Source organism: Paenibacillus sp. JSM ZJ436 (genome assembly GCF_044383795.1).
In the GTDB taxonomy this organism is placed as follows: domain Bacteria; phylum Bacillota; class Bacilli; order Paenibacillales; family Paenibacillaceae; genus Paenibacillus_AQ; species Paenibacillus_AQ algicola.
In genome coordinates this window covers 1-24,348 of the sequence record NZ_JBISEO010000027.1, presented here as the reverse complement: position 1 = coordinate 24,348, position 24,348 = coordinate 1, and the positions used below count along the sequence as shown (strand labels likewise).

The window sequence follows — 24,348 nt, the reverse complement described above, 5'->3', positions numbered from 1 at the left end:
AGAATGGGAAGAATCGTGTTAGTATTTTTCATGGAGTCGTCACCTTCCCAATTGTTTGTAGGGGTACAAACATTTTATCGGGTTGACGGCTCTTTTTCTACCATTTAGTGGTTAATCAACAGGCCTGGCATTGAACAGTTGTTTTGCAGTTGGATGCCATGTATCATTTAACCCTCTATCTCTATTAGTACCATTGCTTGTTATTGTTCCAACACTTTCGGATACTAACGGGTCAAAGACCTTTAACTCGGGGTGCTGAATTAATTCAAGAAAATGATTTGCTGCATAGGTACCACATAAAAAAGTTCCTATAACATCACTATCTTTTGCTTTATAAGAGAAACAATAATAGCTGTCAGTAAGTAAGTCCTTAGTACAACTTTGGCGCTTTTGTCCATTTAACAATCGAACATGAGCGATGGGTTTAATGTTATATTCTTGAACCATTTTCTCTCTCACTTTTGATGATCTGCATAGGAGCATTTTATGCACCTCATTCCTCAATGTCCCGTCTCGCCATAAATTAAATCCCTTTAATATACTGTTGTATTGGGAATATAATTTTGTTAAAATTATTTTTCACTTGCAACTCAGCATCTTCATATGAACATTCCCAAAAATTACTCAAATATTTCAGAACAAGCGATATATCACGAGATGTAACAACATTTCCTTCAACTTTGATAAAAGGTCCATCAGTTTCAGTTAACATTCTATCTCTTGGGATTTTCGCAATGATTTTACAACCATTAGCAGATTCAATCATTGCAGGGTTAATAGAAAAATAGTGTCCTTCTTCAACAATGGCTTTTATTAAGGATAATGAACCACTGTACCAATGAAAAACAGCCTGTTGAATTGAGAACTCTTTTAGCATTTGTAAGACTGTAGATTCTGCTCTTCTTGAATGAAGAGAAATAAATCGCGGTCTATCACTGATATGACTTAACACATGCCGCAGGCTTTGGAGTTGTTTTGTTTTTGTACTTATGCCTTCACTTGAAAAGTCCAGACCAATTTCTCCAATGTATGATGTCGTTTTTGCATACTCAATAAATTTATTCATTTCAGTAGGTGTATGCTTATCGGCATAGATTGGATGTAAACCCAGAGCCACTCGAATATATTTAAATTCTTTCAAATGAGAATATCCCAATGCATAGTGGCTCGGTAAATTTGTAACTGCAATAGTAGGTATACCTTTTTTTTCATTTTCATTAGCTATTATATAAGGGCTCTTGTACAAATCTATATGGCAATGAGTATCAATCATTTTAATTCACATCCTTAAGTAAGACCGACCAATCGTTTAATTGCAGTTGTTCCTTTGTCATTAACAAGTTCCTTTATCTCGGTCATGGCTCGAATAACAAGATTTGAATATTCTTCAATTTCTTCTATAGACACACCACTAGAAAGCAATAATCTTTTTATTTCCTCAACTTTATAGTTATGCCCTAGAAATGATAACATAGCCCTAAAATCTAATAAAGAGTCCTTATCGGCAGTTAATTCGATTTCGTCACTAAAAATCTCAACACCATATTTTTCAATGTCTGCATGTATAACATGCAATGACGCTCTTCTAAAAATACAGGGTACACATCTCCCACAACCCTTTGCATCTCTTCTAAACCAACTGGATTTATGCCCGCTTTTCCCACAGGATACTGAATCGGGTATAGCGTTTTGTAATACTTGTTGATTTCTGCACTGGCTAATTGCCTCTCCTTTGGTCTTCATACCTAATGGGTTTAATATTGGATTCGTTATCCCAACACTTTGTAAAATATAACTCAGCATTCGCAAATAGCTTGGATGAGCGGTTCTCGTGCTACAAGACCCTCTGCGAGATGGTGTAAGAGGTATATTCAAAGCAATTGTTCCATTCTCCGGTATTAATAATGGTACATCCTCACCAATACTCGCAGCTGCGTAGATGCCGATGGCCAGGAACAATATGGAGCGACTTCTGAAAGTTGTTTCTTTTCCTGAAGGCCTCTGCCCTGCCCTAACTTGTAATGAATCGATTCTGGTAGCATAATGTTGCTGCATATGTTTTAAAAGATTACTCTGATCTGTCTTAGGTCCACTTACTTGCCCATCATAGTGCCCCACCAGTAAAATATCTCCTTGTGGATTGCTTTCTAACCAGTCAACAGCACCCACTAATGAATCTAAACCACCCGAAAATAAGCAAACCATGTCTGCATTCACACGTGACAGGACTCTTCTTGGTGGACGTCTACTTTCTGCTGGCCTGTGTAACGAAGAAGTATTTTGATAAAACTCAATATCCCATATATCTCCTGTCAAAAATGACATACACTTATCCAAATTTTCCTTTTCAGCTTGCCACTTCATTAACTCATATACAGGAATTTTAATCTTAATATTCCGAGTCCATTTATCCTCTGCATTTTTTCTCTCAACAAATTTATCTGTGGCATAGAACACAGAAGCCATAAACAAAAAGTCCAAAACAGTATTGTTCGGAATTCCACATCTTTGAAATAGTGTTTTAAAATCTAAATCAAGATTACTGACTTCTTGAGTATCGGTATTCTGAAGGGACACTTTTGCTAGTTCGCGTTTAGTTTTTTCCGCCGGGCTTAACGTCACATTTATCATGGCTAACCTCCAAATACATCTAGTGTTTTTTCTAATACTTGAACACATATTGATTCGCCTTCTGGCCCGCTCCAATCTACCTGTGTAATGTCTTTATCGAGAGAAAAGACTGTAATTTCTGATTTAATATAGTCTAATATATCATTTAGGAATGCATCGGCTTGAGCATTACCAACTTTAGAAGCTAATCTTTCATAAAAAGATCGACAAAATTGTTGATAAACATAATAACCAAAAAACTTTTCCAGCATCTCCGTCAAACTGTCTGGGTTTGAACATCCTTCTAGTACTTGAGTGATTTCATCAATCCCCTCAACTTTCTCAAACATTTCGTCCATAAGTTGAGATAGAGCATTTCTGGCATCAACTTGATCGATAGTACTTGCTTCTTCTCCAAAATAATCAATAAGCGACAAAACAATATCCGATGTTGCCTTTCCCTTTAAATGCTCTAATCCCGTTTGTTTCAGTGCTTCATTGATTCCTAGACGGTTTACTAAGGAAAGAAATGAACCTAAATTCCTTGCAACAGCTTGAGCGCTTTTAGCACCCATACCTCCATTCCTTGCTATACCTTGCGTACCTCCATTGGCACGAATAAACTGTCCCACTAATTCCTTGGAGTTATCAGAGCCAGGGCGACCTACTTTAGCTAGCCTTGAAACTTTACTCTTCAGATCTCCCCATTGAGGGGTTGTTGGTGCATCGTAGCCTTTAGATGTTCCCATTGAATATCTACCTCCTTTTTTCGATAGGTTTTAAAGCTCGACCAATTTTTGTCTCGGTTGATTTCAATTGTTTAATTACGGGTTCAAAATGCTTATTCAGTTCTTGTTTACTTCTTTGCAAAGTAATCAAATCGTTACCAACCGCCGGGGGGATAGCATCCGCAGGAACATTTAATAAAATGCGAGCGAGAATTTCAATACTTTCAATGACATCCTTTTCTATTAATCCTCTTAATGCATCATAGCCAACTTTTTGATCTGGATTTCGGAGGATATGCTTTTCAATTTGATTTAGCAGTAAAATGCGATCATCTGTACTTAGTTTTAATGTAGAATCAAACGCACGTCCCATCCTTCCTGCATTAGAGGACAGAATGTCTTCAAGTATATTTCTTACAAATGGTGGAATCATAGATACCCCTGATAAAGTTGAACTCAGCTTGTCCCTTGCTACCCAAAAATAATCCCTCAAATCTATATCGCTCAACAACGGCTCCATTGCCACCCAGCGGCGCATAAAAGAAGAAGACCATTCCGGAGCAATTTGTTTGGCCTCATCTTCATTTTCGAAATTACCATCAGGCGGTGCTAGCACCGCTTCAAGTTGCTTTAACTCTGTTGGCCTACCTTCTTGTTTAGCTTGCCACTCAAATAAATCCATGAATTGCTTATAGTGTCCGTACTCAAGTACCATCAATTTCACCAGAATGTCATCTCGGATACTTTGTAGTCCTGCAACCCTTGCTAGTTCTTTTCTTAAAAAATAGGCATTTAAGAATCGTTTAACTTGCCTTGGATTCCCCTTAAGCCCTTCTGTAATAAGCGGCGCAATGCTGGAACTGAAAATTAAACTTTCACTGAGAGTAGACGGAAGTTCCGCTTCACCAAATGCTTCTTTCACGGCAGCGTAACCAAATACGGAGTAACGATTTGCACACCTTTGTTCATCACAAGCCTTGTGCACTTTTCCAAGTAAGGTTTCATCTTCAACGTCCCTAGCACAAAATAGTAGGGCCATGTAGCTTTCAACCTCAGCCGGTGATAATTTGGGTAACCTATAGGGAACTTGTATTAACTTTTCTAAGTAGTCGGTTACAAGCCTCTCCGAGGCTTCAACAGGGTCTCGCTCATCCTTGAACTTCATTTGCGCATATCTAACTTCAATTGCATGACGTACTATCCGAGGGTCTGCACCTATAACAAATGCTGTTCTCTCAACATTTAAAAACAATTTAATTGCTTCTAAATTTTCTATGATGCGTTCGTTCGAACATCTGTCTAAATCATCAATTAACACGACTAAGGATTCTATATTCGTATCTTTAAGCAACTTTTCGAAGTCCTGTCGAAATGTCCGTACATCCATGGCGCTTGCTTCGCTCTTATCTTCCTTTATCATTTCCTCCCAATTAATATCGGATTTTGATTCCCCTTCTTCCCCTGTCTCTTCATCCTCTTTTGTCGGTAGAATTGATCCCAATGCTTTCTTACCAGTGCTCATTAAACTTGGTACAATACTTGCTCCGCCCGTTATGTACGCTGCCAGTGCAGGCATACCTATTTCCTTCACACCGAATTTCGCTACCCGCATCCAATTTACGGATTTCAAGAGCCCGGCAACTTTTTCTTTTATTTTAGGACCAAATCTTTTATGCTCACCGAGTTGTAATAGAATCGAGCTGAGGAGTGCTGACTTTGCATCATCATATCCTTCGAAAAGCCAACCATTGAAATATAAAACTGCTATTTTCTCATATTTTGCTCTTTCAGGAGCACCCGGTGGATAATTTTCGGGATCTAAATCGTTCTCCAACATTTTCATAATACTTGTTTTTCCACTACCCCAATCCCCAAAAACCCCCAATGTGACTGGGAGTAGCTTAGGATTGGTAACAACTGACCTTATTAAGTCGGCATGAACTTTAAATCCCAGTAGATCCTTAGATGTTTCATTATCTGACCACATTGTAGTACACCTCCACTTTACCAATCTATGATAATGCTATTAAAGCTGAGTTTGCTTAATACGTTGGCGAAGCTCACAACAAGCTCATGTATCCATAAAATCAGTTTCATATTTTAAACTTTAAAACCGTAGCGTCCTTACCACCAAAATTAATACTATCTTCAAAAAAATATTCGTTGGGGTTGAACTCTTTAACCACAAATGCCAAGCTGTATTTGGCTCGAGTGACACCAACAAAATATTTGTCCGGAGCCTTCAATCGACTTATAGGATCTAGCAAGAATGAATAAAGTGGCTTATTAGGGAAAATTAAAACACGATCCAACGTCATTCCTTTACTGACCCCAAAGTTTAATGAAGGATACCCCAAGGTTGGCGTCCTGACATCGTATTTTAAAATAGATGGTTTTAAGTGTTCAATATAAGCATGTACATCAGATTGAAGAATCTGAAAAACCCCGATGGCCGGTTGTTCTTCGGCTTCTAGCACTCCAACAATCGGTTCCTCTGGGTATACTAAGTTCGCAAAGTTTGCTATATCAGCAACAAATCGTTTGGAAGTGTTATTTTTAATAATGTTTATTTGATGTGTATCTTTGCAAGTCTCAAGATAACTAAAAACATGCATACCACCCTTTTTTCTATCCGATTTCGGATTGTGAGTCTTAAGAGTTGCTTGTTTGTAGTCACCAACACAATAGATTTTGATGGATGAAAGTAATAAACGTTCAAGAAGTTCTATATCTTTTCCCACCAAATCCTGCAGCTCGTCAATATAAATACAAGCATATGTTTCCTCAAGCCTTTTCAAGACAGCGCCCTTTGATAATTGATTTAAGAAAAGTGCGAACTCGGTAGCATTGTTAGCCTTCACATCTTTGTTCTTGTTCAAAAAATACGACACGGTATTTTTTCTTCCATAATCAACACCATATGTTCTAGAGAAGTCAAAAGACTTTATTTGACTGATCACTCCTAAAAAGCTTCTCTGATATGGCCTAATTAATTCTTTTAATATGAATTGAAACCAGGTACTTATAACAACATTTTTATCGATAACACCATTATTTTGTTTTGCATACTCTTTCTTTATTGAGTAAACGCCTTTATTCGTGTAGGACAGCATCAAAATTTTCTTAGTAGATTTCTCAGATATAGACTTTGCATCACTACACATTCCGTATGTTTTACCCGAGCCAGCACAAGCAAGAACCAATGTATTATCGTATCGCATCTTTTATATACGCAGGATATTCGATGCATTCCTCTGAATCAAATACCCTCATTCCCCATTCAGCTTTATTGTTAATCATAAAAGATTCTATTTCCGTTTCATTTTTGTTAACCATTGAATTCCTTTTAGAAATTACCCGTTTAAACTTGTTAAAGACATCTGCTTCAACTGAGTTGACAGCCAGAATGCTGGGCTCAAGTGTATGTAGTGTTTCATTAGTTTCATAATGTATTTCTATCAAATCACCATGTGCCGTGATGTAGTCTTTATATTTATCTATGATATTTCGTTGAATATCTCCATCATTATCCGTGATGATTCGTAATGGTTTTTTTACTAAAATGGCTAAATCACAATATCTTTTAAATGCTAATGAATCAACTGTAATGACATCTACTCCATTTTCAATTGGCTGCTTTCCGTAAGCATCTTTATAAGCGCGTTGAATAATTAATTCATCTGTCGGCCCTTCAACCAATATCACTTTTTCTGCTAATAGAAAACGAACGGTCCCGTAACCGGGCAATTTTTTGAAAAACTCCATAGTATCAGGGTTTACAGCATTTAGATGGTTTATGTTTCCCTTATACAAGAGAATTATGTTTTTAAGGCCAATTTTGTTTGCTACAAAACTGCTGTGCGTTGATATAAAGACTTGTTTATTCTCGTCTTGATTTATTTTTGAAATAAGACGTGACATATTCCCAAATGCTAAGTTATTTTCAGGCTCCTCAAACAATACTACATTAGATTTATCGGAGTCTTGTTTAAATACCAATTCCATTTTGATTAGATTCTGAGTACCAAACCCCATATCTTCAAAAGGAATGTTCTCGACTTCGATTGAAACCTCGTTCATCCATGATTCGAGCACATCTTCCTGCATACCAAACTTTATCACCTTATCGTCTAGTTTTTCTTCTTCTGCCAACCTTTCATTAAGGGCTATAACGTTCGGATTGTTATTAAATTCATGTTTCATTTTTCTATATGCCCTAGTTAAATGTACTTTTTCATCATCAGATAAATTGTTAGTAATTCTTGAATTAATAAATTTGTTTACTGCTGAGTCATAATCCTTTTGTGTAGTATCAATCACTGATACCTTTACTGGAAAAGTCCTAAATATAATTGGATTATCACCAAAATCTCTCCAACTTACTTTATAAAACTCAACCGGTATATCATAAATCTCTCCATTTTGTAACATCGTTTGAAATGCCGATGAATAATCGGGATTAAACTCGACACTCATACGAATGCCTGGACAGTCTTCACTAAGCTCGTTATTTGTTCCTTTATATTCAGAATTATTGCTATCATTCTCGAAATAAGCTTCAACAATTATAGAAGGTAATTCTTCAATTTTCTGAGAAGGGTCAGCAATAATTTCTTTAAAATTGAAGCGAGATTCATAGTTAAAAAAGGATGCCTTAAATTGACGCTCAAAGGACGAATTATATATTTTCCCACTCAGAAGGACTTGAATTATTTCAAGTAATGTACTCTTACCAGAATTATTATCGCCCACAAAAATATTGCAACCACTATTAAGTTCTATCAGAACATCTTTAAACATTCTATAATTCCTAATATAAAGTTTGTTCATCTTCATAGTGAGCTCTCCCCAAATTCAATATAGAAAACCTGTCAACCAACCACCTATTTAAAATAGAATACTACATCGATAGTTGTTTCCCATTAAATCATCTATGCGTCCGAAACTTATGTGGAATTCCCTTCTGTTGTTTAACCTTCCAAAGAAAGTCACCGTGTACAAACACACTTGCTTTATTCATCGTTGCAAAATATCGTTTTTCTCGTGCATCCACTAGCAGAAGCTCAAAATCAAATTGCTCAGCACATATACCGTATTCATCACTATTTAGTCTAAAAGGATCTGATGATCCAAAGCCAACCATCAAGTGTCCGACTATTTCTGATTTTGGTGGCAATGATAATTTGAAGTCCGCTCCTATGAATTCATCCAAACCATACACGTGATGTCTTGTTAACTCTTTTCCATAATCATTGCGGATGTATAACGTACCCCCGATTATCGTAATAGGCAATTCAGTTGTATTCGCTAATACAACTTCTATAGAAGCGCATCCTTCTGCATCGTGTACGGCATGTAGCGCATGTTCTAGGAATCTTATCTCGAACTGTCCTTTGTTTAAATACATAAAATCAAAGTCGCTGCGTTTAGCCACCGTATTCGTACTTCCTTTTCGAATTAAGCAGTATCCCTCGTTCAGTCTCTCATATTTCTTCTTCATCATGTATGGCTTATTTTCTGTTTTATAAATCTTGAAAACTCCTAACACTACACCTTTATATTCATATTTGAAATAATCAAAATGTATTTCAGGTTCTATATTATTTAGAACTAACTGCACATAATTAGACGAATCTATAAATTCTTTCGGATTTATTCCCTTTATCTCCTTACCTTCTGGTCGATCCTTGACTCCAATAATAATGAATTTGTCTCCATTATGCCGTGAATTGGCCATCGCCATTATATCCATTAGAAGATCCATACTTTTGTCTTTATGATATTGTCTCTCTTTGAAGTCCAGATATTCGCACTCATAGCCAAATTCGATTAATTCATCAACCTTGTCCATAGACACCTCGCTATACCCTTATGTACATCGGACTATATGTCCACTGTAAAAATTCGACATGCAACAAGAAAATCCTACTTTTTCCACAAGAAATACCTAAAAAGTTGGTCCATAGTATCATAATAAAAAGGATGAGTAGCGATCGTGTTAATACAAACGTGCTACTCATCCTTTCTATAAATAAGTAAATCATTTAACTGTATGGTTAGTCTCTCATCTAACTCCTTTGAACTTTTCCTGTACATTGGACTAAACATTTATATATTTTCCAATGACGATATTCTTTTATTGTATTTCTTCATTTGAATAATAACGGGAAGATGCCGGAGTAAGTAATGTTCGTCTGATTCAACTCTGCTGTTTAACAATTCCATAGTCTTCGGTAGTTTTTCTGGCACATTCTCTAAATGCTCTGTAATAGTCTTTGATGCATATCTTAATATCGTATATTTTCTAATCTGCCCAGCGGGGTTTCGTCTGTATACTTCATCTGCCGCCGCGGCTAATTCTTTACAGTATTGAGTATCTAGTTGCTCCCAATCTTTTCGAATCTGATGTTTTTTGCTGGAAGGTAATACTTGCTCCATCCATTCCCTATCTTTTCTTAGCATCTTATGATAAAAACAGCTGGAACTGCTCTCATCACGATTGAAGAGTGCTCTTCCGCTCGTCATCTCCTTTTCTTTAGTTGTTGTTAACACCCTAATTGCCCCCTTGTATTAGCACCAAAAAGGCCACGAAGAATTAAATAAACACACCGACGATATGTTCGTTGGCTTTTACCTGCATCATTATGAATGTGTCCGGGATCCGGACGCTCGTTCACAAGTTAAAATAAGAAGGCCGTGAAAATTTGTAATACTCGTAATATAATCAAACTAGTATATGTGACCATGATTTACCATCTAAATCTTGTGTATTATCGTAGGAGGCTAAGTAAATGGAGCGTAGAGTAGCTTTTTTCCCTGAGACTCAAAGTGTACTTAATGAGATAACTAGACAGTTTGATTTTATTTGGCCATCTCTAGCAGGTATCGATTACTTACAAAGATCATTAAATACCTATATGCTAAAAAACCCTAGTGTGACTGAAGAGGATTGTACTCAACATTTTGTCTCTGAGATTGCATTTTCAAGAATTAGTTTCACTAAAATTTTTCCAAATAAATCTCTAGAAGATTTTAAAAAGGAGCAAGCAAAAGCATTATTATTCAGTCTATTTGCTTTATATGAGGGGTGGCTGCTATCACTTCAGAATACAGGAGTGATTACTTCCAATCAGAATAAGAAACTACAATTCTTTGATCCGTCCCCAGGAGGCCACAGGACACTAAATAATTTGTCAGTCAATGAATCACAAATGTTAAAAGATGCATTCTACATGCATCTTACACGAAGGGGAAGTAAGTATTCGTATCTTGAGTTCAATAAACAATTGCTATGCTACCGAGTATTCAAAGAAATAAGGAACGCCTACATTCACAATGGAAGTAAGTGCAGCCCTGCTCTTAATTCAGTAATCCAACTATATTTACAAAAAATAACCTCACCATCAGATATTAACGTTACACAACTGCCTAACTTTGTCGCCTTAATATTGGCGATTATGTTGATATCGATTTGTTCGACGTTATAGGTTTTTCTGACATTGTGATAAAAATGATCTCAACTATTGATGCCGAGTTATCAAAAGCGATAATTGTTGAACCATATTTTATTAATCAATTAAAACACGGAAGAAGTGACAAATATCCGATTTTTGATACTATAAACCGAAATAAAAATCTAAAAAAAACAAAAAGTTATTATACTTTCTCGGTTTCCCGAATCTTGGTAACTGGGAAAAAATCCACGATAGGATCACGTCCTCTTCAGGAAGGTTCATTAGTCAAAGAAACCTATAACACTACTTACAACATTCAGTATAAGGGCGAATTTCCGCTCCTTTTACTGCTCTGTTGCAGGCTGCTCCACGTACTTCCCGAGGATCTCACTCCCATACTAAAACAAAAAGACCCGATATTCTTAATTGCATCATCGGGACTTTTCGTGATGATAGACATCTAAATTCCGGTAAAAATATTTTTTATTTTCCTTGGACACTATATTGTCAAGAAATAACCTTTAATGCCATTGAACACAAACACCTTTCGAGATTTAAACAAATCTTTATAACAAAAACAGGGTAGCCCGAATTAAATTCATCAGGCTACCCTCTAGATGCTTTAATTAATAAATTCATTTGTGGTTCCAAACATTATTTACTGGTTCCACAGTTCTTTTACTGGTTCCGGACTTTCTTTACTGGTTCCACACTTTTATTTCATCGGACATAATTATGTAACGAAAATAAAGTCGTATGGCTCCTCCCCTCCCTCCCACCTTTAAAAAATCCCGCTACTACGCCTTTCCTCGCCCCTTTCACCTGTACTTTCTGACAACTTGAGCAAATAAAGTCGTATCAGAAAAAAAAGGAGGATAGGCAGGGGTTAGGGGCCAAATAAGACTTGGGAAATGAAAATAAAGTCGTATTAAAGGGCAAGGAAAGGACAGGGTTGTAGGGCACGGGAATAGCCTGAATAAGAGCCTGGGCAAATGCCTGGGTATACCCCGCTCCATCGCCCCAAAAGCCTTGAACAGCCTGAGAAAAGCCTCTGAGAAGATTCGAGAAGCACCCTACATTTCCCTTCCCTTCCCTTCCCCCTAATCCCTTCCCCCTGCACCAAAAGAAAAGCTGAGCAAATGCCAGGAAATAATCCTGAATTTGCTCAGCTCTGATACGACTTTATTTGCTTTGATACGAGTTTGGAGAAAGGGAGGCGAGTTTATTTGCTTCTCACATTGAAAGTATAACTCACACAATAATTCACTCCACCGTCACACTCTTCGCCAGATTACGCGGCTTGTCGACGTCGTGGCCGAGGGCCAGGGAAGCGTAGTACGCGAGCAGCTGCAGTGGAACCACCGACAGGGCTGCTGTCAGGACAGGCAGGGTCTTTGGAATTGCAAAGGCCTGGTCGACAGACTTCAGCAGGTTCACCACATGCTCCTCGTACGTGATTACCATAACATCGGCACCACGGGCTTTAACTTCCTTGATGTTGCTGACCGTCTTCTCCAGTACATCCTCTTGCGTGGCCAGAGCGATCACAGGAATACCTTCTTCAATCAAAGCCAGCGTTCCGTGCTTCAGTTCCCCTGCAGCATACGCTTCAGAGTGGATGTAAGAGATTTCTTTCAGCTTCAAAGAGCCTTCCTGAGCAACAGCGTAATCCTGTCCACGGCCAATAAAGAACAAGTGCTGGTGCTTGGAGATCTGCTCGGCATAGCCCTTGATTGCTTCCGTGTTCGCCAGCATAGACTCAACCTGCTCCGGCAGGGCGTCCATTGCAGCGATAATTTCAGCAGCTGCATCCTCGGTAATTGTACCTCGAACCTGTGCAAGGTACAGACCGAACAGATAGAAAGCAATCAGCTGGGAGCTGTACGCCTTTGTGGAGGCTACTGCAATTTCAGGGCCTGCTAAGGTTCCAACGACATCGTCGGCTTCCCGGGCGATAGAACTGCCAACTACGTTCGTAATAGCCAGCACGTGAGCACCTTTGCTCTTCGCTTCACGCAATGCTGCCAGTGTATCTGCAGTTTCACCGGATTGGCTGACGACAATGACCAAGGTTTCCGGAGTTACGATCGGATCGCGGTAGCGATATTCAGATGCTACATCATTCTCCGCAGGAATACGAACCAGCTGCTCAATGACGCTGCGTCCCACCAAGCCGGCATGATAAGCCGTCCCGCAGGCAACAATCTGAACATTCCGAATGTTCTTGATCTGTTCTTCCGTCAGCTTCAAATCCTGGAACACGACGCGGCGCCCGCTTTCATCCACACGGCCCAGCATTGTGTCACGGTAAGCCTTCGGCTGCTCGTGAATTTCTTTGAGCATGAAATGATCAAAGCCGCCTTTTTCTGCAGTGACTGCATCCCATTCGACATGAATCATTTCCCGAGAAATAAAATTCCCTTCAATCGTCATCAATTCGACAGCGTCAGCCGTAAGCACAGCCATTTCGCCATCGTTCAAAATGTATACATCACGCGTATATTTCAAAATAGCTGGAATATCGGAACCAATAAAGTTCTCGCCTTCGCCAATACCAATAATCAGCGGGCTCGCTTGACGCACTGCTACAAGCTTATCCGGCTCATACTCAGTCAGCACACCCAGAGCAAACGCTCCACGCATGAAGGTAATCGCCTTCTGCACCGCTTCAACGATATTTCCGTTGTATTCACGGGCAATAAGGTGCGAGATCACTTCGGTATCCGTCTCGGACACGAACTGATGGCCTTGCTCTATCAGCTCTTCCTTAAGCTCAAGATAATTTTCCACGATGCCGTTATGCACCACCGAGAATTTCTGGCTTTCGTCCGTATGGGGATGGGAGTTCACATCCGAAGGCTTGCCATGCGTAGCCCAACGTGTATGTCCAATTCCTGCAGTTCCTACGAGCGGAGCATTCTCCAGCTTCGACTCCAGGTTCGCAAGACGTCCTTTGGCTTTCGCAACTTGAAGACCCTCCGATGTAAATACGGCAATGCCTGCCGAATCGTACCCGCGGTACTCCAGCTTCTTCAATCCCTCGATCAGCACCGTTTGCGTCTTCTGGTTCCCAATATATCCAACAATACCACACATAATAAAATTCCTCCGTTCGGTGTCCCACGATGAGACGTCAACAGAACACGGATCTGCATGTGCGGTAGAAAATACAAAGAAGAATGATTTATTCAGTTATCAACGTTCAAGCCTGTCACGCAGACTGAATTCACCGAAACCTTGAATGCACTCTTCCTCCACCGCGAAATCAAACCGCGTGTTCTCGCACACTCGTGGTTTTCCAGTTTAGTATAGTGGCACCTGCCGGCACGTTGTGGGAACAGTCGCCTGTTCCTTTTCCGATCCGGCTTACGGCTGGTGCAGCATACCGGGAGGTCCCCGCCGAACATTTCGAACACCTCCACCTCGTCAGCTTGGAATGCCGTTGGCATCTCGCTTAGCCATGGTGACTGTACGTTTCTTCCGTCAGACTCCATGATTTCATTCTAAGCTACTCTGCCGTCCCCGCGCATTCACAAGCTCTGGCGCTTGTAAAGCTTCAGTAACCTCACAACCCTGCCTTTCTATTTTTGAATAACATGGTTTATTATATGCATCTCCAGCCGGTTTGGCAACTGGTCTTCCTGCCCATTGGAGCTCTCTTAGTTGTATCAACCCAAGAGCAGGCCGGTGAAACGCGATCTTTCTCTTCTCCGGCCTTTTCCTGGACAAAATACCGCTAATTACGCAAGTTCCTGCTTCACGACTTCTGCAATCTGCTGAACATAACGCTCCAGCTCTTCCTTGTCAGGTCCTTCTGCCATTACACGAATCAATGACTCTGTACCGGATGGACGAACCAGCACCCGCCCATTGCTGCCAAGAATGCCTTCAACCTCCGCAATGGCAGCAAGAATGCCTGGATTCCCCTCATACTTGCTCTTATCCCCAACGCGAACATTGACGAGCACCTGTGGATATTTGCGCATGCTCTTTTTCAGCTCGCTCAGCGGCTTCCCGGCCGATACCAATGTATCTACCAGCTGAATTCCCGTCAGAATGCCATCCCCTGTAGTATTGTAATCGAGAAAAATAACGTGCCCCGACTGCTCGCCGCCCAGATTATAGCCGCCTTTACGCATCTCTTCCATCACATAGCGGTCACCTACTGCGGTCTTGGCTGTCTTCAGCTTCAGCGATTCGCACGCTTTATAGAAGCCAATATTGCTCATGACGGTAGACACTACGGTGCCTTCCTTCAACAATCCGGCGCGGTTCATGGCATCTCCGCAGATGCACAGAATAAAGTCGCCATCCACTTCATCTCCCGTGCTGTCGATCGCAATCAGGCGATCCGCATCGCCGTCAAAAGCAAGTCCCAGATCCGCACCGTGACGCAGCACCTCATCGCGCAGAAGCTCCGGATGTGTAGAACCGCACTCTTCATTAATGTTCAGTCCATTCGGCTCAGCGCCGATGGCAATAACCTCTGCTCCCAAATCCCGGAACAGCTGGGGAGCAAGCTCATATGCAGCTCCATGGGCACAGTCCAGCACAATCTTCAAGCCGTCAAAGCGGTTCTTGATGGTGGTCTTCAAATATTCTAAATATTTGTACTTCGCCTCTTCATCTGTGGTCATGCGCCCCAAATCCTTACCGACAGGACGAGGAAGCTCGTCTTGCTCGGCGTCCATCAGCTTCTCAATCTGCAGCTCCGTTTCATCCGACAGCTTGAAGCCGTCACCGCCAAAAAATTTAATGCCGTTATCCTCCACCGGATTATGTGACGCCGAGATCATAACCCCTGCATCCGCCTTCAGTAAACGTGTAATATAAGCGACGGCCGGTGTGCTTACGACTCCCACTCGAATGACATTCGCGCCAATGGACAGCAGTCCTGCTGCCAGTGCCGACTCCAGCATCGCGCCGGAAATCCGTGTATCCATGCCAATGACAACGTTTGGCTTCTCCTTGCTCCCTGCAAGAACATACCCGCCGCAGCGGCCAATGCTGTACGCCATTTCTGCGGTTAATTCCTGGTTTGCAACGCCTCTGACCCCATCAGTACCGAAATATTTCCCCATTGTTCTTTGATCTCCTTTTGTATAAATGCTGCTTCAATTATATATTTATTCTGCTCTGGTGTCTGTCGTCTCTGTTGACGTTTCATTCTCCGGATCGTCAGCTGGATCACGCTCTGGATTGCCCGGTTGATTACCGGGTTCCGGAGCTGGTTCCTCTTCTCCCGGGCCTGTCCCGCTCCCAGGCTGGGAGCCAGCGCGGTCATCTTCCTCACGCGGCGGATCCTTCTCTCCGCTGCGATCCCCGTCAGGCTCCTCTTCCGGCTCAGGCACCGGCTCTCTGCCATCATTATCGCTGGAGCCTGGACTTCCCGGCGGCTCGGAAGGCTCTCCCGTTGCAGGCTCAGCCGGCTCCCTTAGCTCTACTGTAATGACAATGCGGCTGTTGTTCACCCGGCTGACGAACCGGGGCAAGGTAACTTCTAACGGGATTTCATGAATGCCTGCGTCCAGCCCGGAGGCATCTGCGGAAAGAATGATATCTTGGACCTGCAGCTCGTCCAGCCGCGCCGGCGCCCCTTTCAGCGTCATGGATAGGAAGGAACGTCCAGGCTCGACCATGACCGCCTTCAGACCGGAAGGAACATTCGTAATCGAAATCGGAATATCATCCATCATCCGCTCGCTGACCGCAACAACCGTCATTTCCACTTCCATGGAGCCCGGCTCGATTCTCTCAAATCCTGGAGGCGGCGTCAAGTCTGCCGAAAGCACTGTTGTCCCTGCCTCTGTCAGCTCTGACAAGTCAATCAACGCACCGTTATAGGACTTTATACTCTCAATCTGCTCCGGCTCGCCGTATAGTGTAACCTCTGTGATGCGCGGGTCAGCTTCAGAAAGCACGAGCCCCTCCGGCAGACTGCCAGTGTACTGAACCTCCAGCGGTACCTTTACAAAGCCCGCTTCCACCGGAACCTGAACCGCAATAGCAGGCGGATTAATGACAGCGTCTGTCATTTCATTTCCTTCCTGATCATATGCGGTCAGCTTCACCCGATTTTCTTCAAAAGACTCCTTCGCCCCGTCCAGCTCCACCGTGCCCTTCACCTGGGACAGCCTGGCAAGCTCTGACTCCGGCATCGTCACCTGCACATTCTTCGGATTCACCTCGATCGGTCCCGACAGCCGGTAGCCCTCAGCTAGCTCGCCGCTAGTGCCGACCGCCGCTGGAACCGTCTCAGACTGGCGCTCCTCCACCGTGACCGTGACGACGGAAGGCTCCATCGAGACCAGCTCCACGCCGTTGGGCAGCGAATGCGTTAATGGCAGTGTCTGTGTGCCGGGAGACTTGATCCCGCTTAAGTCCAGCTTCACCTTATACTCATCGGCAAAAATCGTCGTAATATCCGTTCGGCGCCCCTTCACCCTTAAAGACACCTGATCGGCACTGATCCCCGTTAGGGCATAAGCAGTATCATCAAAACCGAACGTCTGGATATTCACCTGTACCGTTTTGGTATCAAACGAAGTCGTAGGCGGCGCAGGCACACCGTTCTCAATATGCACCATCACCCATAGCAGCATGCTCACAGCAAGAGCGATGAGCTTGGCAGCGGTGTTATTCTTAATCCATTTATCCATGCTAACGGTCTCCCTTCCGTTTCCAGAAGAACGAGCGTTTCTCCTTTACAGCGGCAGCCGGACGCAATTGTTCATAAAGCTTCGAAATCAGTGATTCTTCTTTAATATCGCGGACAACCTGTCCGTTCATCGCCAGCGATACCTGTCCCGTCTCTTCCGAAACGACAACAGAAATAGCATCTCCTACCTCACTGATCCCGATGGCCGCCCGGTGGCGCGTACCCAGCTCCTTACTGATAAAAGGATTCTCGGACAGCGGCAGGTAGCAGCCTGCTGCAGCAATTTGCCCGTTCTGAATAATGACAGCCCCGTCATGCAGCGGTGTATTCGGTATAAAAATATTAATGATCAGCTCCGAGCTCAGCACAGAGCGCATTGAGATTCCGGATTCCACGTATTCGTTCAGGCCCGTCGTGCGTTCAAATACAATTAACGCCCCTATTTTTCGACGTGATAAATAATTCACGGCCTTAATGGTTTCGCCGATTAACTTATTAGTCTGCTCATCCATATCCGCGGCCCGCCCGAACAGCTTTCCGCGCCCCAGCTGCTCCAGACCTCGGCGGAGCTCCGGCTGAAAAATAATAAAGATTGCCAGTACACCGAACGTAAAGATCTGGTTCATCAGCCATTTTAGCGTATATAGATCAAACCACGTGCTGAGCGCCCAGATGACGACAAGCACCAGAATCCCCTTCAGCAGCTGAACCGCCCGCGTTCCTCGTACGAGCAAAATCAGATGGTATATGATATAAGTGACGATGAGGATATCGATAATATCTTTAATGGACTCTTTCCAAGTCAAGTCCGCAAAATACTCCATATAGTAACCCCCGCCATGTTCTTTAAGTAACCTTTAATATATGTAGTATGTGCTCTACATACTCTAGGTTATAACGTTAGCCCCTCCGATGCAAGTCAGCGGCCCATTTATCACCTAGAAAATAACAGAAACGCAAAAAGGCGCCACCTTCTCGTCAGAAAAGAGGCGCCGGTATTCATGCCCTCTGCCTCGCTGGCAGGTCCATGATTAGCGGTATGCAACATCCGTGAAAAGATTGGTGATCTTATACCAAATCCAATCCATAGCTTTATCTATATCTTTAACCTGTCCGGAAATATACGCTGTAGAAGCCTGAAACAGCTCCCCGTCGATGACGGTCAGATTCCCTTCTACCTGTCCAAAAACCTCGGTCTTGCCGTTCTCCACAGTGATGTCACCTGTAATGGTCTGGTCCGGCGGTATGATTACCGTCTGGCCTTTGATCACGAGCTTGTCAAGCTCGGTGCCTCTTACCACAAGCTGATTGTTCTGATCCCAGAAGCTGACGGTGCTGAACAGCATCACCACAAGAAACAGCGCTGCCGCGGTGATAGCAGGATGTCTTTTGACCCAGGTTACCCATGCCTTTTGCTTCTTCTCTTTGGGCAGCATGCCCATAATGCGCTCTGTTAAATCCTCCGAAGGGCCTGTGGCATGATGAGTCAGAGAGAACAAGAGCATATCTGTCTTCTCCAGCTCCTCCAGTCTGTTCCGGCAATCCGTGCATTCCACCATATGAGCTTTCAGCTCCAGCTGCTGCGGCTTGGACAAGTCATTATCCAGATAATCATGCATCAAAGAGACGGCCACTTTGCAGTTCATATCAGCCATTCCTTTCGTTCGATCTCTTTGCTGGGTCCCGCTCTGTTACACAAAGCATAAGACTTGCTTCTTTGTTTACGCACCGGAAACGAAGATGTTTCATTTATTTTAATTCCTGTTTTACAGTTTATACTCCAGCTTCTTCCGCAAAAACTCACGTCCGCGGTGCACCCGCGTCTTGATCGTCGTCACCGGCAGATCCAGCACATCACTAATCTCCTGTAAGGATAGATCCTGAATGTACCTCAAAATCATAATACTCTTGTACTTCGCAGGCAGTGTCGCCATCGCTTGATGAATAATTTGCTGCGTCTCGGACAGCAGTACCTCGGATTCTACAGAAGGGTCCTGACTCGGCAGCATGGAATACCCATCCGTGCCCTCCTGTTCACTCATCTCCGCATCGAGCGAGTATGAGGGCTTTCGTTTGCGAAGGCGATCAATACACAGATTGGTTGCGATCCGGTACACCCAGGTGGAGAACTTCTGCTTCTCATCATAGCGGTCCAGATTCTTATATACCCTCAAAAACGTTTCCTGCACTACATCCTCCGCCTCATGCCGGTTATACAGCATCCGATACGCGAGATGGAAGATCTTATCTTTATACAGCTCTAATAGCTCGGCAAAAGCCCGCTGGTCTCCCTTTCGGGCCAGCTTCGCCAGTCGTACATCTAAATTGTCCACCATAATTCCCCCAGAATGGTCTGATGGGTAACGTCTAAACACATCATTAAAATGGTAAATCATCCAAATCTAAAAAGCAACACAAATCATAAAGCCCCACCTGCACGAAAAAAGAAGCTCCCCCTAAAGGGAGCCTCTTCCGTGTCATTTCATGGCTTATGGGCCTGCTTCACAGCACATGCCTCAAGTCCTGTTTCCCATCAACCGGTATTGCGGAGTCCCGCGGCAATGCCGTTAATCGTCAGCAGCACTTCACGCAGCAGATCCGGATCGTCCTCACCGCTGTCACGGAGATTACGAAGCTCCTTCAACAGCTGCACCTGCAGGTAGCTCAGCGGATCTACGTACGGGTTACGCAAACGAATGGATTCCTGCAGCATCAGCTGGTTATCCAGAATCTCCTGCTGGCCTGTAATTTTCAGCACCATTTGCTTCGTCAGCTCAAACTCGTTCTTCATCAGACTGAAGATGCGCTGTCTAGCCGTCTCATCACTCGTCATTAAGGAATATTCCTCTGCGATGATCAGATCAGCCTTAGCCAGAGCCATCTGCAGTGTATTAATGAGGGAAGTGAAGAACGGATAGTTAACATACATATCCTGAAGAACCTTCAGATTCTCTTCTTTGCCCTCATAATAGCTGTTCAGGCCAGTGCCTGCCGCATACCAGGCCGGGAGCAGATAGCGGCTCTGCGTCCAAGCAAATACCCATGGAATAGCCCGCAGATCCTCAAAACGGTCACTGTTCTTCCGCTTGGAAGGACGGGATCCGATGTTCAGCTCTCCCACCTCTGGCAACGGTGTAGATTCCTTAAAGAAGGACAAGAAATCCGGATCGCGGAAAATCAGGTCCTGATACTTGTTCTGCGACACTTCGGAGATTTGGGCTGCAATAGCCTCCCACTCCTTCTCCTGTGCGTTCTCCTGCGGTGTACGCGCCTGAATGGATGCCTTAATCAACGCCGATGTGGCCTGCTCCAAGCTGCGGTATGCAATGCCCTTCAGCGAGTACCGGGAGGAGATGACCTCTCCCTGCTCAGTAATTTTGATTCCGCCAGCAATAGTGTTCGCCGGTTGTGCCAAAATACTGCGGTTCAGCGGCATTCCTCCGCGTCCGAGAGATCCTCCGCGTCCGTGGAAGTATTTCAGCTTGATGCCGAACTCTTCGCCCACCTTCGTAATTTCCTTCATGGCCACTTGCAGCTCCCAGTTTGCCGTCACTGCGCCGCCATCTTTATTACTGTCGGAGTAACCCAGCATGATTTCCTGCACATCATTCATGGCCTTCACGCTCTCCCGGAAGAATGGAAGCTGGAACAGGCGTTTCATTATGGCCGGAGCGGCATGAAGATCCTCAATCGTTTCAAACAATGGGGCTGACTGCAGTGTCGCTGTGACACGGCCGTCTGCATGCTTGCGAATCAATCCGACTTCCTTCGCGAATACCATGACCTCCAGGATATCACTAGCCCCTTCAGACATACTGATGAGGTAGCTGGAAATACAGTTGACGCCGAATTCCTGCTGCGCCCGGTACACTGTGCGGAATACCTCCAGGCACTCCTCTGTGCTTTCACTGTAGCCCTGGTAAGGAGTCGTCAGCGGACGAGGATCATTAAGCAGCTTATTCAGCAGCTCAATTTTGTCTTCTTCCTCCATAGACGCGTAGTCTTCCACCACGTTCATCTGGGCAAGAATTTCCTTCATCGCGTTCTCATGCTCTTTACTGTGCTGGCGGATATCCAGTGTCGCTGTATGGAACCCGAACAGCTCCGCTTGACGGATCGTCTGCTTCACGGACGTGTCTGCTACATAATCCGCAAAATGATGACGCAGGCTGCGGTCAATAATCCGCAAATCCTCAATGAATTCCTCAGGTGTCTGGTAACGCTCTGTACCTGTCATGTTCGGATCCAGGACGTGGGTCATTTTGGCCAGCATGTAAGCCAGCTTAATGCGGTAGGGCTCCTTCTCGTTATGCCAGATCTCCATCTTCTTCAGCGTTACCTTCTCGCGATCCTCATTGATCGACGCCAGCAGCTCTTCAGATACGTTCACGATGGTCGTGCTGAAGCTCAGACTCTTCATCAGACCTGTCAAAATACGCTGGTACTCGCGGATAGCCAGCTTGCGCTGCATTTCCAGCGTCTTCCACGTTACATCCGCCTTTACCGATGGATTTCCATCACGGTCGCCGCCGATCCAGGAACCAAAGCGAAGGTATGTAGGCACATGCCAGTCATTCCCCGGATAATATTTGTTCAGGCAGCGTTCCAGCTCCTGATAAACCTCTGGCAGCACGTGGAACAGCGTCTCATGGAAATAGTACATCCCATTGCGCACTTCATCCAGTACCGTTGGCTTGCGGTCACGCAGCTCATCTGTCTGCCACAGGGTAATGACATCATTCAACAGCTTCTCGCGCAGCTGCTCTCTTTCGCGGAAAGTCAGCGTCGGATTATCCAGCAGCATAACGTCCTCGGAAATTCTTTTGTGAATATCTAGAATCGCACGGCGCATCGCTTCTGTTGGATGAGCCGTCATCACGAGCTCCAGGGAAAGCCCTTCCAGCATATTTTGCACTTCTTCAAACGTGAAGTTACGCTCCTTGAGCTCCTGCACAGCACTTTCGATAGAGCCAGGCTGCACGCTTTCCCCTGCAGAACGCTCATAATCCCGTTTACGGCGGATCCGGTGGTTCTGCTCCGCAATGTTTACCAATTGGAAGTACACCGCGAACGCGCGGATCACCTGATGCCTCACGTCCGGATTCAACGTGCTTACCATTTGCTTGAATTCTGCAAAAAGCTCCGGTAAAAACTCGGAACGCAGCGATTTACTGGTCTCACGGATTTTTTCGACAATATCCAGTAATTCAGTTCCGCCTTGGTGGACCAGAACTTCACCCAGAATGTTTCCTAGAAACCGTACATCACGCCGCAGCAGATTGTTGGAATTGCTCTTGGCGGTTACAGTAAGTTCAGACATATTGCTCCTCCCATCTCATCCCGATAACAGTTTATCTAGTTTATGCTTCCTAACATCATACAATAAATACTCTCGAAAATCTTTACTTTACGGTTAAAAAATTCAGCATTCCGACAAAAGAAGACGTTTTCACGCAAGTCTTATCCACATGCTGGATAAAGACAATCCGGCGTAAGCTGCATGCTTGCATAAGTAACATTCAGCGTTATCAATACATAGGATCAGGAACGTTCAGCGTTTCAAAACCGCAAGGCTGTAAGCCTGTTCGAGCTCATAATCTACCTGGCTGAAAAATTAAATGCCCCTGGTTATAGCAATGCATCTAACGCTTTATCACAGTGACACTTCGCAGGAGCATGGCATGAGGATGTAAAAAAAACATCACCTTAGTGATGTCCTGCGTTATGTATGGAGCGGGTGATGGGAATCGAACCCACGCTACCAGCTTGGAAGGCTGGAGTTCTACCATTGAACTACACCCGCAGATGTAACAATCGGGACGACACGATTTGAACATGCGACCCCCTGGTCCCAAACCAGGTGCTCTACCAAGCTGAGCTACGTCCCGTTACATACTACTTATGAAAAATGGCGTCCCCTGAGAGATTCGAACTCCCGACCTTTTGATTCGTAGTCAAACGCTCTATCCAGCTGAGCTAAGGGGACTTATGGAGCGGACGACGGGAATCGAACCCGCGACCCTCGCCTTGGCAAGGCGATGCTCTACCGCTGAGCCACGTCCGCAAAACATGGTGCGCGTGGAGGGACTTGAACCCCCACGTCAAAGACGCTAGATCCTAAGTCTAGTGCGTCTGCCAATTCCGCCACACGCGCACAAGGTTAAAACAATGGTGAGCCATGAAGGACTCGAACCTTCGACACCCTGATTAAAAGTCAGGTGCTCTACCAACTGAGCTAATGGCTCTCAAGCAAACTTACTTAAGAAAATGGCTGGGGATATAGGATTCGAACCTATGCATGACGGAGTCAAAGTCCGTTGCCTTACCGCTTGGCTAATCCCCAATATGGTGTTCGCTCCTTAGTTTGTCCAAACATGAGACAAATTATGAGACGATCATGGTGGAGGCTGAGGGGATCGAACCCCCGACCCTCTGCTTGTAAGGCAGATGCTCTCCCAGCTGAGCTAAGCCTCCATGTAGATGAAGCATATTAAGAAAGTGGTGACCCGTAGGGGATACTCTCACTACGTTCGAGACTGCGAAGTATTCCTCACGCCGCTTAAGCTCCGACGAACCATTGGGATTCTCATCCCTAGAAGCTAGTAAAAAAAGTGGTGACCCGTAGGGGATTCGAACCCCTGTTACCTCCGTGAAAGGGAGGTGTCTTAACCCCTTGACCAACGGGCCTTGCAATGGAGCTTCCAACCGGGATCGAACCGGTGACCTCATCCTTACCATGGATGCACTCTACCTACTGAGCTATGGAAGCAAGTGGCTCCCCGAACAGGACTCGAACCTGTGACAACTCGATTAACAGTCGAGTGCTCTACCAACTGAGCTATCAGGGAATATGTAATGCACGCTTGGCGGCGTCCTACTCTCCCGGGACCCTGCGGTC

At 44.1% G+C, this 24,348-nt stretch carries 18 protein-coding genes and 11 tRNA genes; 2 read left to right on the top strand and 27 right to left on the bottom strand.

The window, feature by feature from the left end; translation table 11 throughout:
• Positions 1 to 111 precede the first annotated feature (111 nt).
• The 9 genes from ACH6EH_RS19590 to ACH6EH_RS19550 all read right to left on the bottom strand — a co-directional run bounded on the left by ACH6EH_RS19590 (position 112) and on the right by ACH6EH_RS19550 (position 9,890).
• Positions 112 to 459 carry a hypothetical protein gene (locus tag ACH6EH_RS19590; RefSeq protein ID WP_397333505.1) on the bottom strand — a complete coding sequence of 116 codons (348 nt, stop codon included), beginning with the start codon at positions 457 to 459 and terminating at the stop codon, positions 112 to 114.
• 64 nt (positions 460 to 523) lie between these two features.
• Positions 524 to 1,273 carry a TatD family hydrolase gene (locus ACH6EH_RS19585; protein ID WP_397333504.1) on the bottom strand — a complete coding sequence of 250 codons (750 nt, stop codon included), beginning with the start codon at positions 1,271 to 1,273 and terminating at the stop codon, positions 524 to 526.
• A gap of 14 nt (positions 1,274 to 1,287) precedes the next feature.
• Positions 1,288 to 2,631 carry a Qat anti-phage system QueC-like protein QatC gene (gene qatC, locus ACH6EH_RS19580; protein WP_397333503.1) on the bottom strand — a complete coding sequence of 448 codons (1,344 nt, stop codon included), beginning with the start codon at positions 2,629 to 2,631 and terminating at the stop codon, positions 1,288 to 1,290.
• 2 nt (positions 2,632 to 2,633) lie between these two features.
• Positions 2,634 to 3,359, bottom strand: coding sequence for a hypothetical protein (locus ACH6EH_RS19575; protein WP_397333502.1), 726 nt, complete (start codon positions 3,357 to 3,359; stop codon positions 2,634 to 2,636).
• 7 nt (positions 3,360 to 3,366) lie between these two features.
• Positions 3,367 to 5,325: a KAP family P-loop NTPase fold protein gene (locus ACH6EH_RS19570; RefSeq protein WP_397333501.1), complete on the bottom strand. Its 1,959-nt coding sequence runs from the start codon at positions 5,323 to 5,325 to the stop codon at positions 3,367 to 3,369.
• 106 nt (positions 5,326 to 5,431) lie between these two features.
• Complete coding sequence (locus ACH6EH_RS19565; RefSeq protein WP_397333500.1) at positions 5,432 to 6,559, bottom strand: UvrD-helicase domain-containing protein; 1,128 nt, start codon at positions 6,557 to 6,559, stop codon at positions 5,432 to 5,434.
• Positions 6,546 to 8,174: an ATP-dependent nuclease gene (locus tag ACH6EH_RS19560; protein ID WP_397333499.1), complete on the bottom strand. Its 1,629-nt coding sequence runs from the start codon at positions 8,172 to 8,174 to the stop codon at positions 6,546 to 6,548. Before ACH6EH_RS19560 ends, ACH6EH_RS19565 begins: the two co-directional genes overlap by 14 nt.
• Positions 8,175 to 8,265: 91 nt before the next feature.
• Positions 8,266 to 9,189, bottom strand: coding sequence for an AlbA family DNA-binding domain-containing protein (locus ACH6EH_RS19555; RefSeq protein WP_397333498.1), 924 nt, complete (start codon positions 9,187 to 9,189; stop codon positions 8,266 to 8,268).
• Positions 9,190 to 9,446: 257 nt separating this feature from the next.
• Positions 9,447 to 9,890, bottom strand: coding sequence for a TnsD family Tn7-like transposition protein (locus tag ACH6EH_RS19550; RefSeq protein WP_397333497.1), 444 nt, complete (start codon positions 9,888 to 9,890; stop codon positions 9,447 to 9,449).
• Positions 9,891 to 10,129: 239 nt separating this feature from the next.
• On the opposite strand from ACH6EH_RS19550, the gene ACH6EH_RS19545 reads away from it, so the two are divergent.
• Both ACH6EH_RS19545 and ACH6EH_RS19540 read left to right on the top strand, forming a co-directional pair.
• Positions 10,130 to 10,825, top strand: a complete 696-nt coding sequence (locus tag ACH6EH_RS19545; protein WP_397333496.1) for a hypothetical protein — start codon at positions 10,130 to 10,132, stop codon at positions 10,823 to 10,825.
• A gap of 14 nt (positions 10,826 to 10,839) precedes the next feature.
• Positions 10,840 to 11,256 (top strand): hypothetical protein, encoded by a 417-nt coding sequence (locus tag ACH6EH_RS19540; RefSeq protein WP_397333495.1) that lies wholly within the window; start codon positions 10,840 to 10,842, stop codon positions 11,254 to 11,256.
• Positions 11,257 to 12,055: 799 nt separating this feature from the next.
• Here ACH6EH_RS19540 and glmS read toward each other — a convergent pair.
• The 18 genes from glmS to ACH6EH_RS19450 all read right to left on the bottom strand — a co-directional run bounded on the left by glmS (position 12,056) and on the right by ACH6EH_RS19450 (position 24,298).
• The gene (glmS, locus tag ACH6EH_RS19535) at positions 12,056 to 13,888 is read right to left on the bottom strand and encodes a glutamine--fructose-6-phosphate transaminase (isomerizing) (protein WP_208204713.1); all 1,833 of its coding nucleotides are present in this window, start codon (positions 13,886 to 13,888) and stop codon (positions 12,056 to 12,058) included.
• A 644-nt stretch (positions 13,889 to 14,532) separates the two neighbouring features.
• The gene (gene glmM, locus ACH6EH_RS19530) at positions 14,533 to 15,873 is read right to left on the bottom strand and encodes a phosphoglucosamine mutase (RefSeq protein WP_208204712.1); all 1,341 of its coding nucleotides are present in this window, start codon (positions 15,871 to 15,873) and stop codon (positions 14,533 to 14,535) included.
• Between the two features lie 45 nt (positions 15,874 to 15,918).
• Positions 15,919 to 17,451 carry a CdaR family protein gene (locus ACH6EH_RS19525; RefSeq protein ID WP_397333494.1) on the bottom strand — a complete coding sequence of 511 codons (1,533 nt, stop codon included), beginning with the start codon at positions 17,449 to 17,451 and terminating at the stop codon, positions 15,919 to 15,921.
• A gap of 1 nt (position 17,452) precedes the next feature.
• Positions 17,453 to 18,274, bottom strand: coding sequence for a diadenylate cyclase CdaA (cdaA, locus tag ACH6EH_RS19520; RefSeq protein ID WP_138227112.1), 822 nt, complete (start codon positions 18,272 to 18,274; stop codon positions 17,453 to 17,455).
• Between the two features lie 207 nt (positions 18,275 to 18,481).
• Positions 18,482 to 19,096, bottom strand: a complete 615-nt coding sequence (locus ACH6EH_RS19515) for a zf-HC2 domain-containing protein (protein WP_208204755.1) — start codon at positions 19,094 to 19,096, stop codon at positions 18,482 to 18,484.
• Between the two features lie 120 nt (positions 19,097 to 19,216).
• Positions 19,217 to 19,786, bottom strand: coding sequence for an RNA polymerase sigma factor SigW (sigW, locus tag ACH6EH_RS19510; protein ID WP_138227114.1), 570 nt, complete (start codon positions 19,784 to 19,786; stop codon positions 19,217 to 19,219).
• 197 nt (positions 19,787 to 19,983) lie between these two features.
• Positions 19,984 to 22,770, bottom strand: a complete 2,787-nt coding sequence (ppc, locus tag ACH6EH_RS19505; protein WP_397333493.1) for a phosphoenolpyruvate carboxylase — start codon at positions 22,768 to 22,770, stop codon at positions 19,984 to 19,986.
• A 409-nt stretch (positions 22,771 to 23,179) separates the two neighbouring features.
• A tRNA-Gly gene (locus tag ACH6EH_RS19500) sits at positions 23,180 to 23,253 on the bottom strand.
• An 11-nt stretch (positions 23,254 to 23,264) separates the two neighbouring features.
• Positions 23,265 to 23,338 (bottom strand) — tRNA-Pro (locus ACH6EH_RS19495).
• A 21-nt stretch (positions 23,339 to 23,359) separates the two neighbouring features.
• Positions 23,360 to 23,436, bottom strand: a tRNA-Arg gene (locus tag ACH6EH_RS19490).
• A gap of 3 nt (positions 23,437 to 23,439) precedes the next feature.
• A tRNA-Gly gene (locus tag ACH6EH_RS19485) sits at positions 23,440 to 23,514 on the bottom strand.
• A 6-nt stretch (positions 23,515 to 23,520) separates the two neighbouring features.
• A tRNA-Leu gene (locus ACH6EH_RS19480) sits at positions 23,521 to 23,604 on the bottom strand.
• Between the two features lie 15 nt (positions 23,605 to 23,619).
• Positions 23,620 to 23,695 (bottom strand) — tRNA-Lys (locus tag ACH6EH_RS19475).
• Between the two features lie 23 nt (positions 23,696 to 23,718).
• A tRNA-Gln gene (locus tag ACH6EH_RS19470) sits at positions 23,719 to 23,793 on the bottom strand.
• A 55-nt stretch (positions 23,794 to 23,848) separates the two neighbouring features.
• A tRNA-Val gene (locus ACH6EH_RS19465) sits at positions 23,849 to 23,924 on the bottom strand.
• A 138-nt stretch (positions 23,925 to 24,062) separates the two neighbouring features.
• Positions 24,063 to 24,137: transfer RNA gene (locus ACH6EH_RS19460), tRNA-Glu, on the bottom strand.
• A 6-nt stretch (positions 24,138 to 24,143) separates the two neighbouring features.
• Positions 24,144 to 24,219 (bottom strand) — tRNA-Thr (locus ACH6EH_RS19455).
• A 3-nt stretch (positions 24,220 to 24,222) separates the two neighbouring features.
• Positions 24,223 to 24,298 (bottom strand) — tRNA-Asn (locus ACH6EH_RS19450).
• Positions 24,299 to 24,348: the final 50 nt, after the last annotated feature.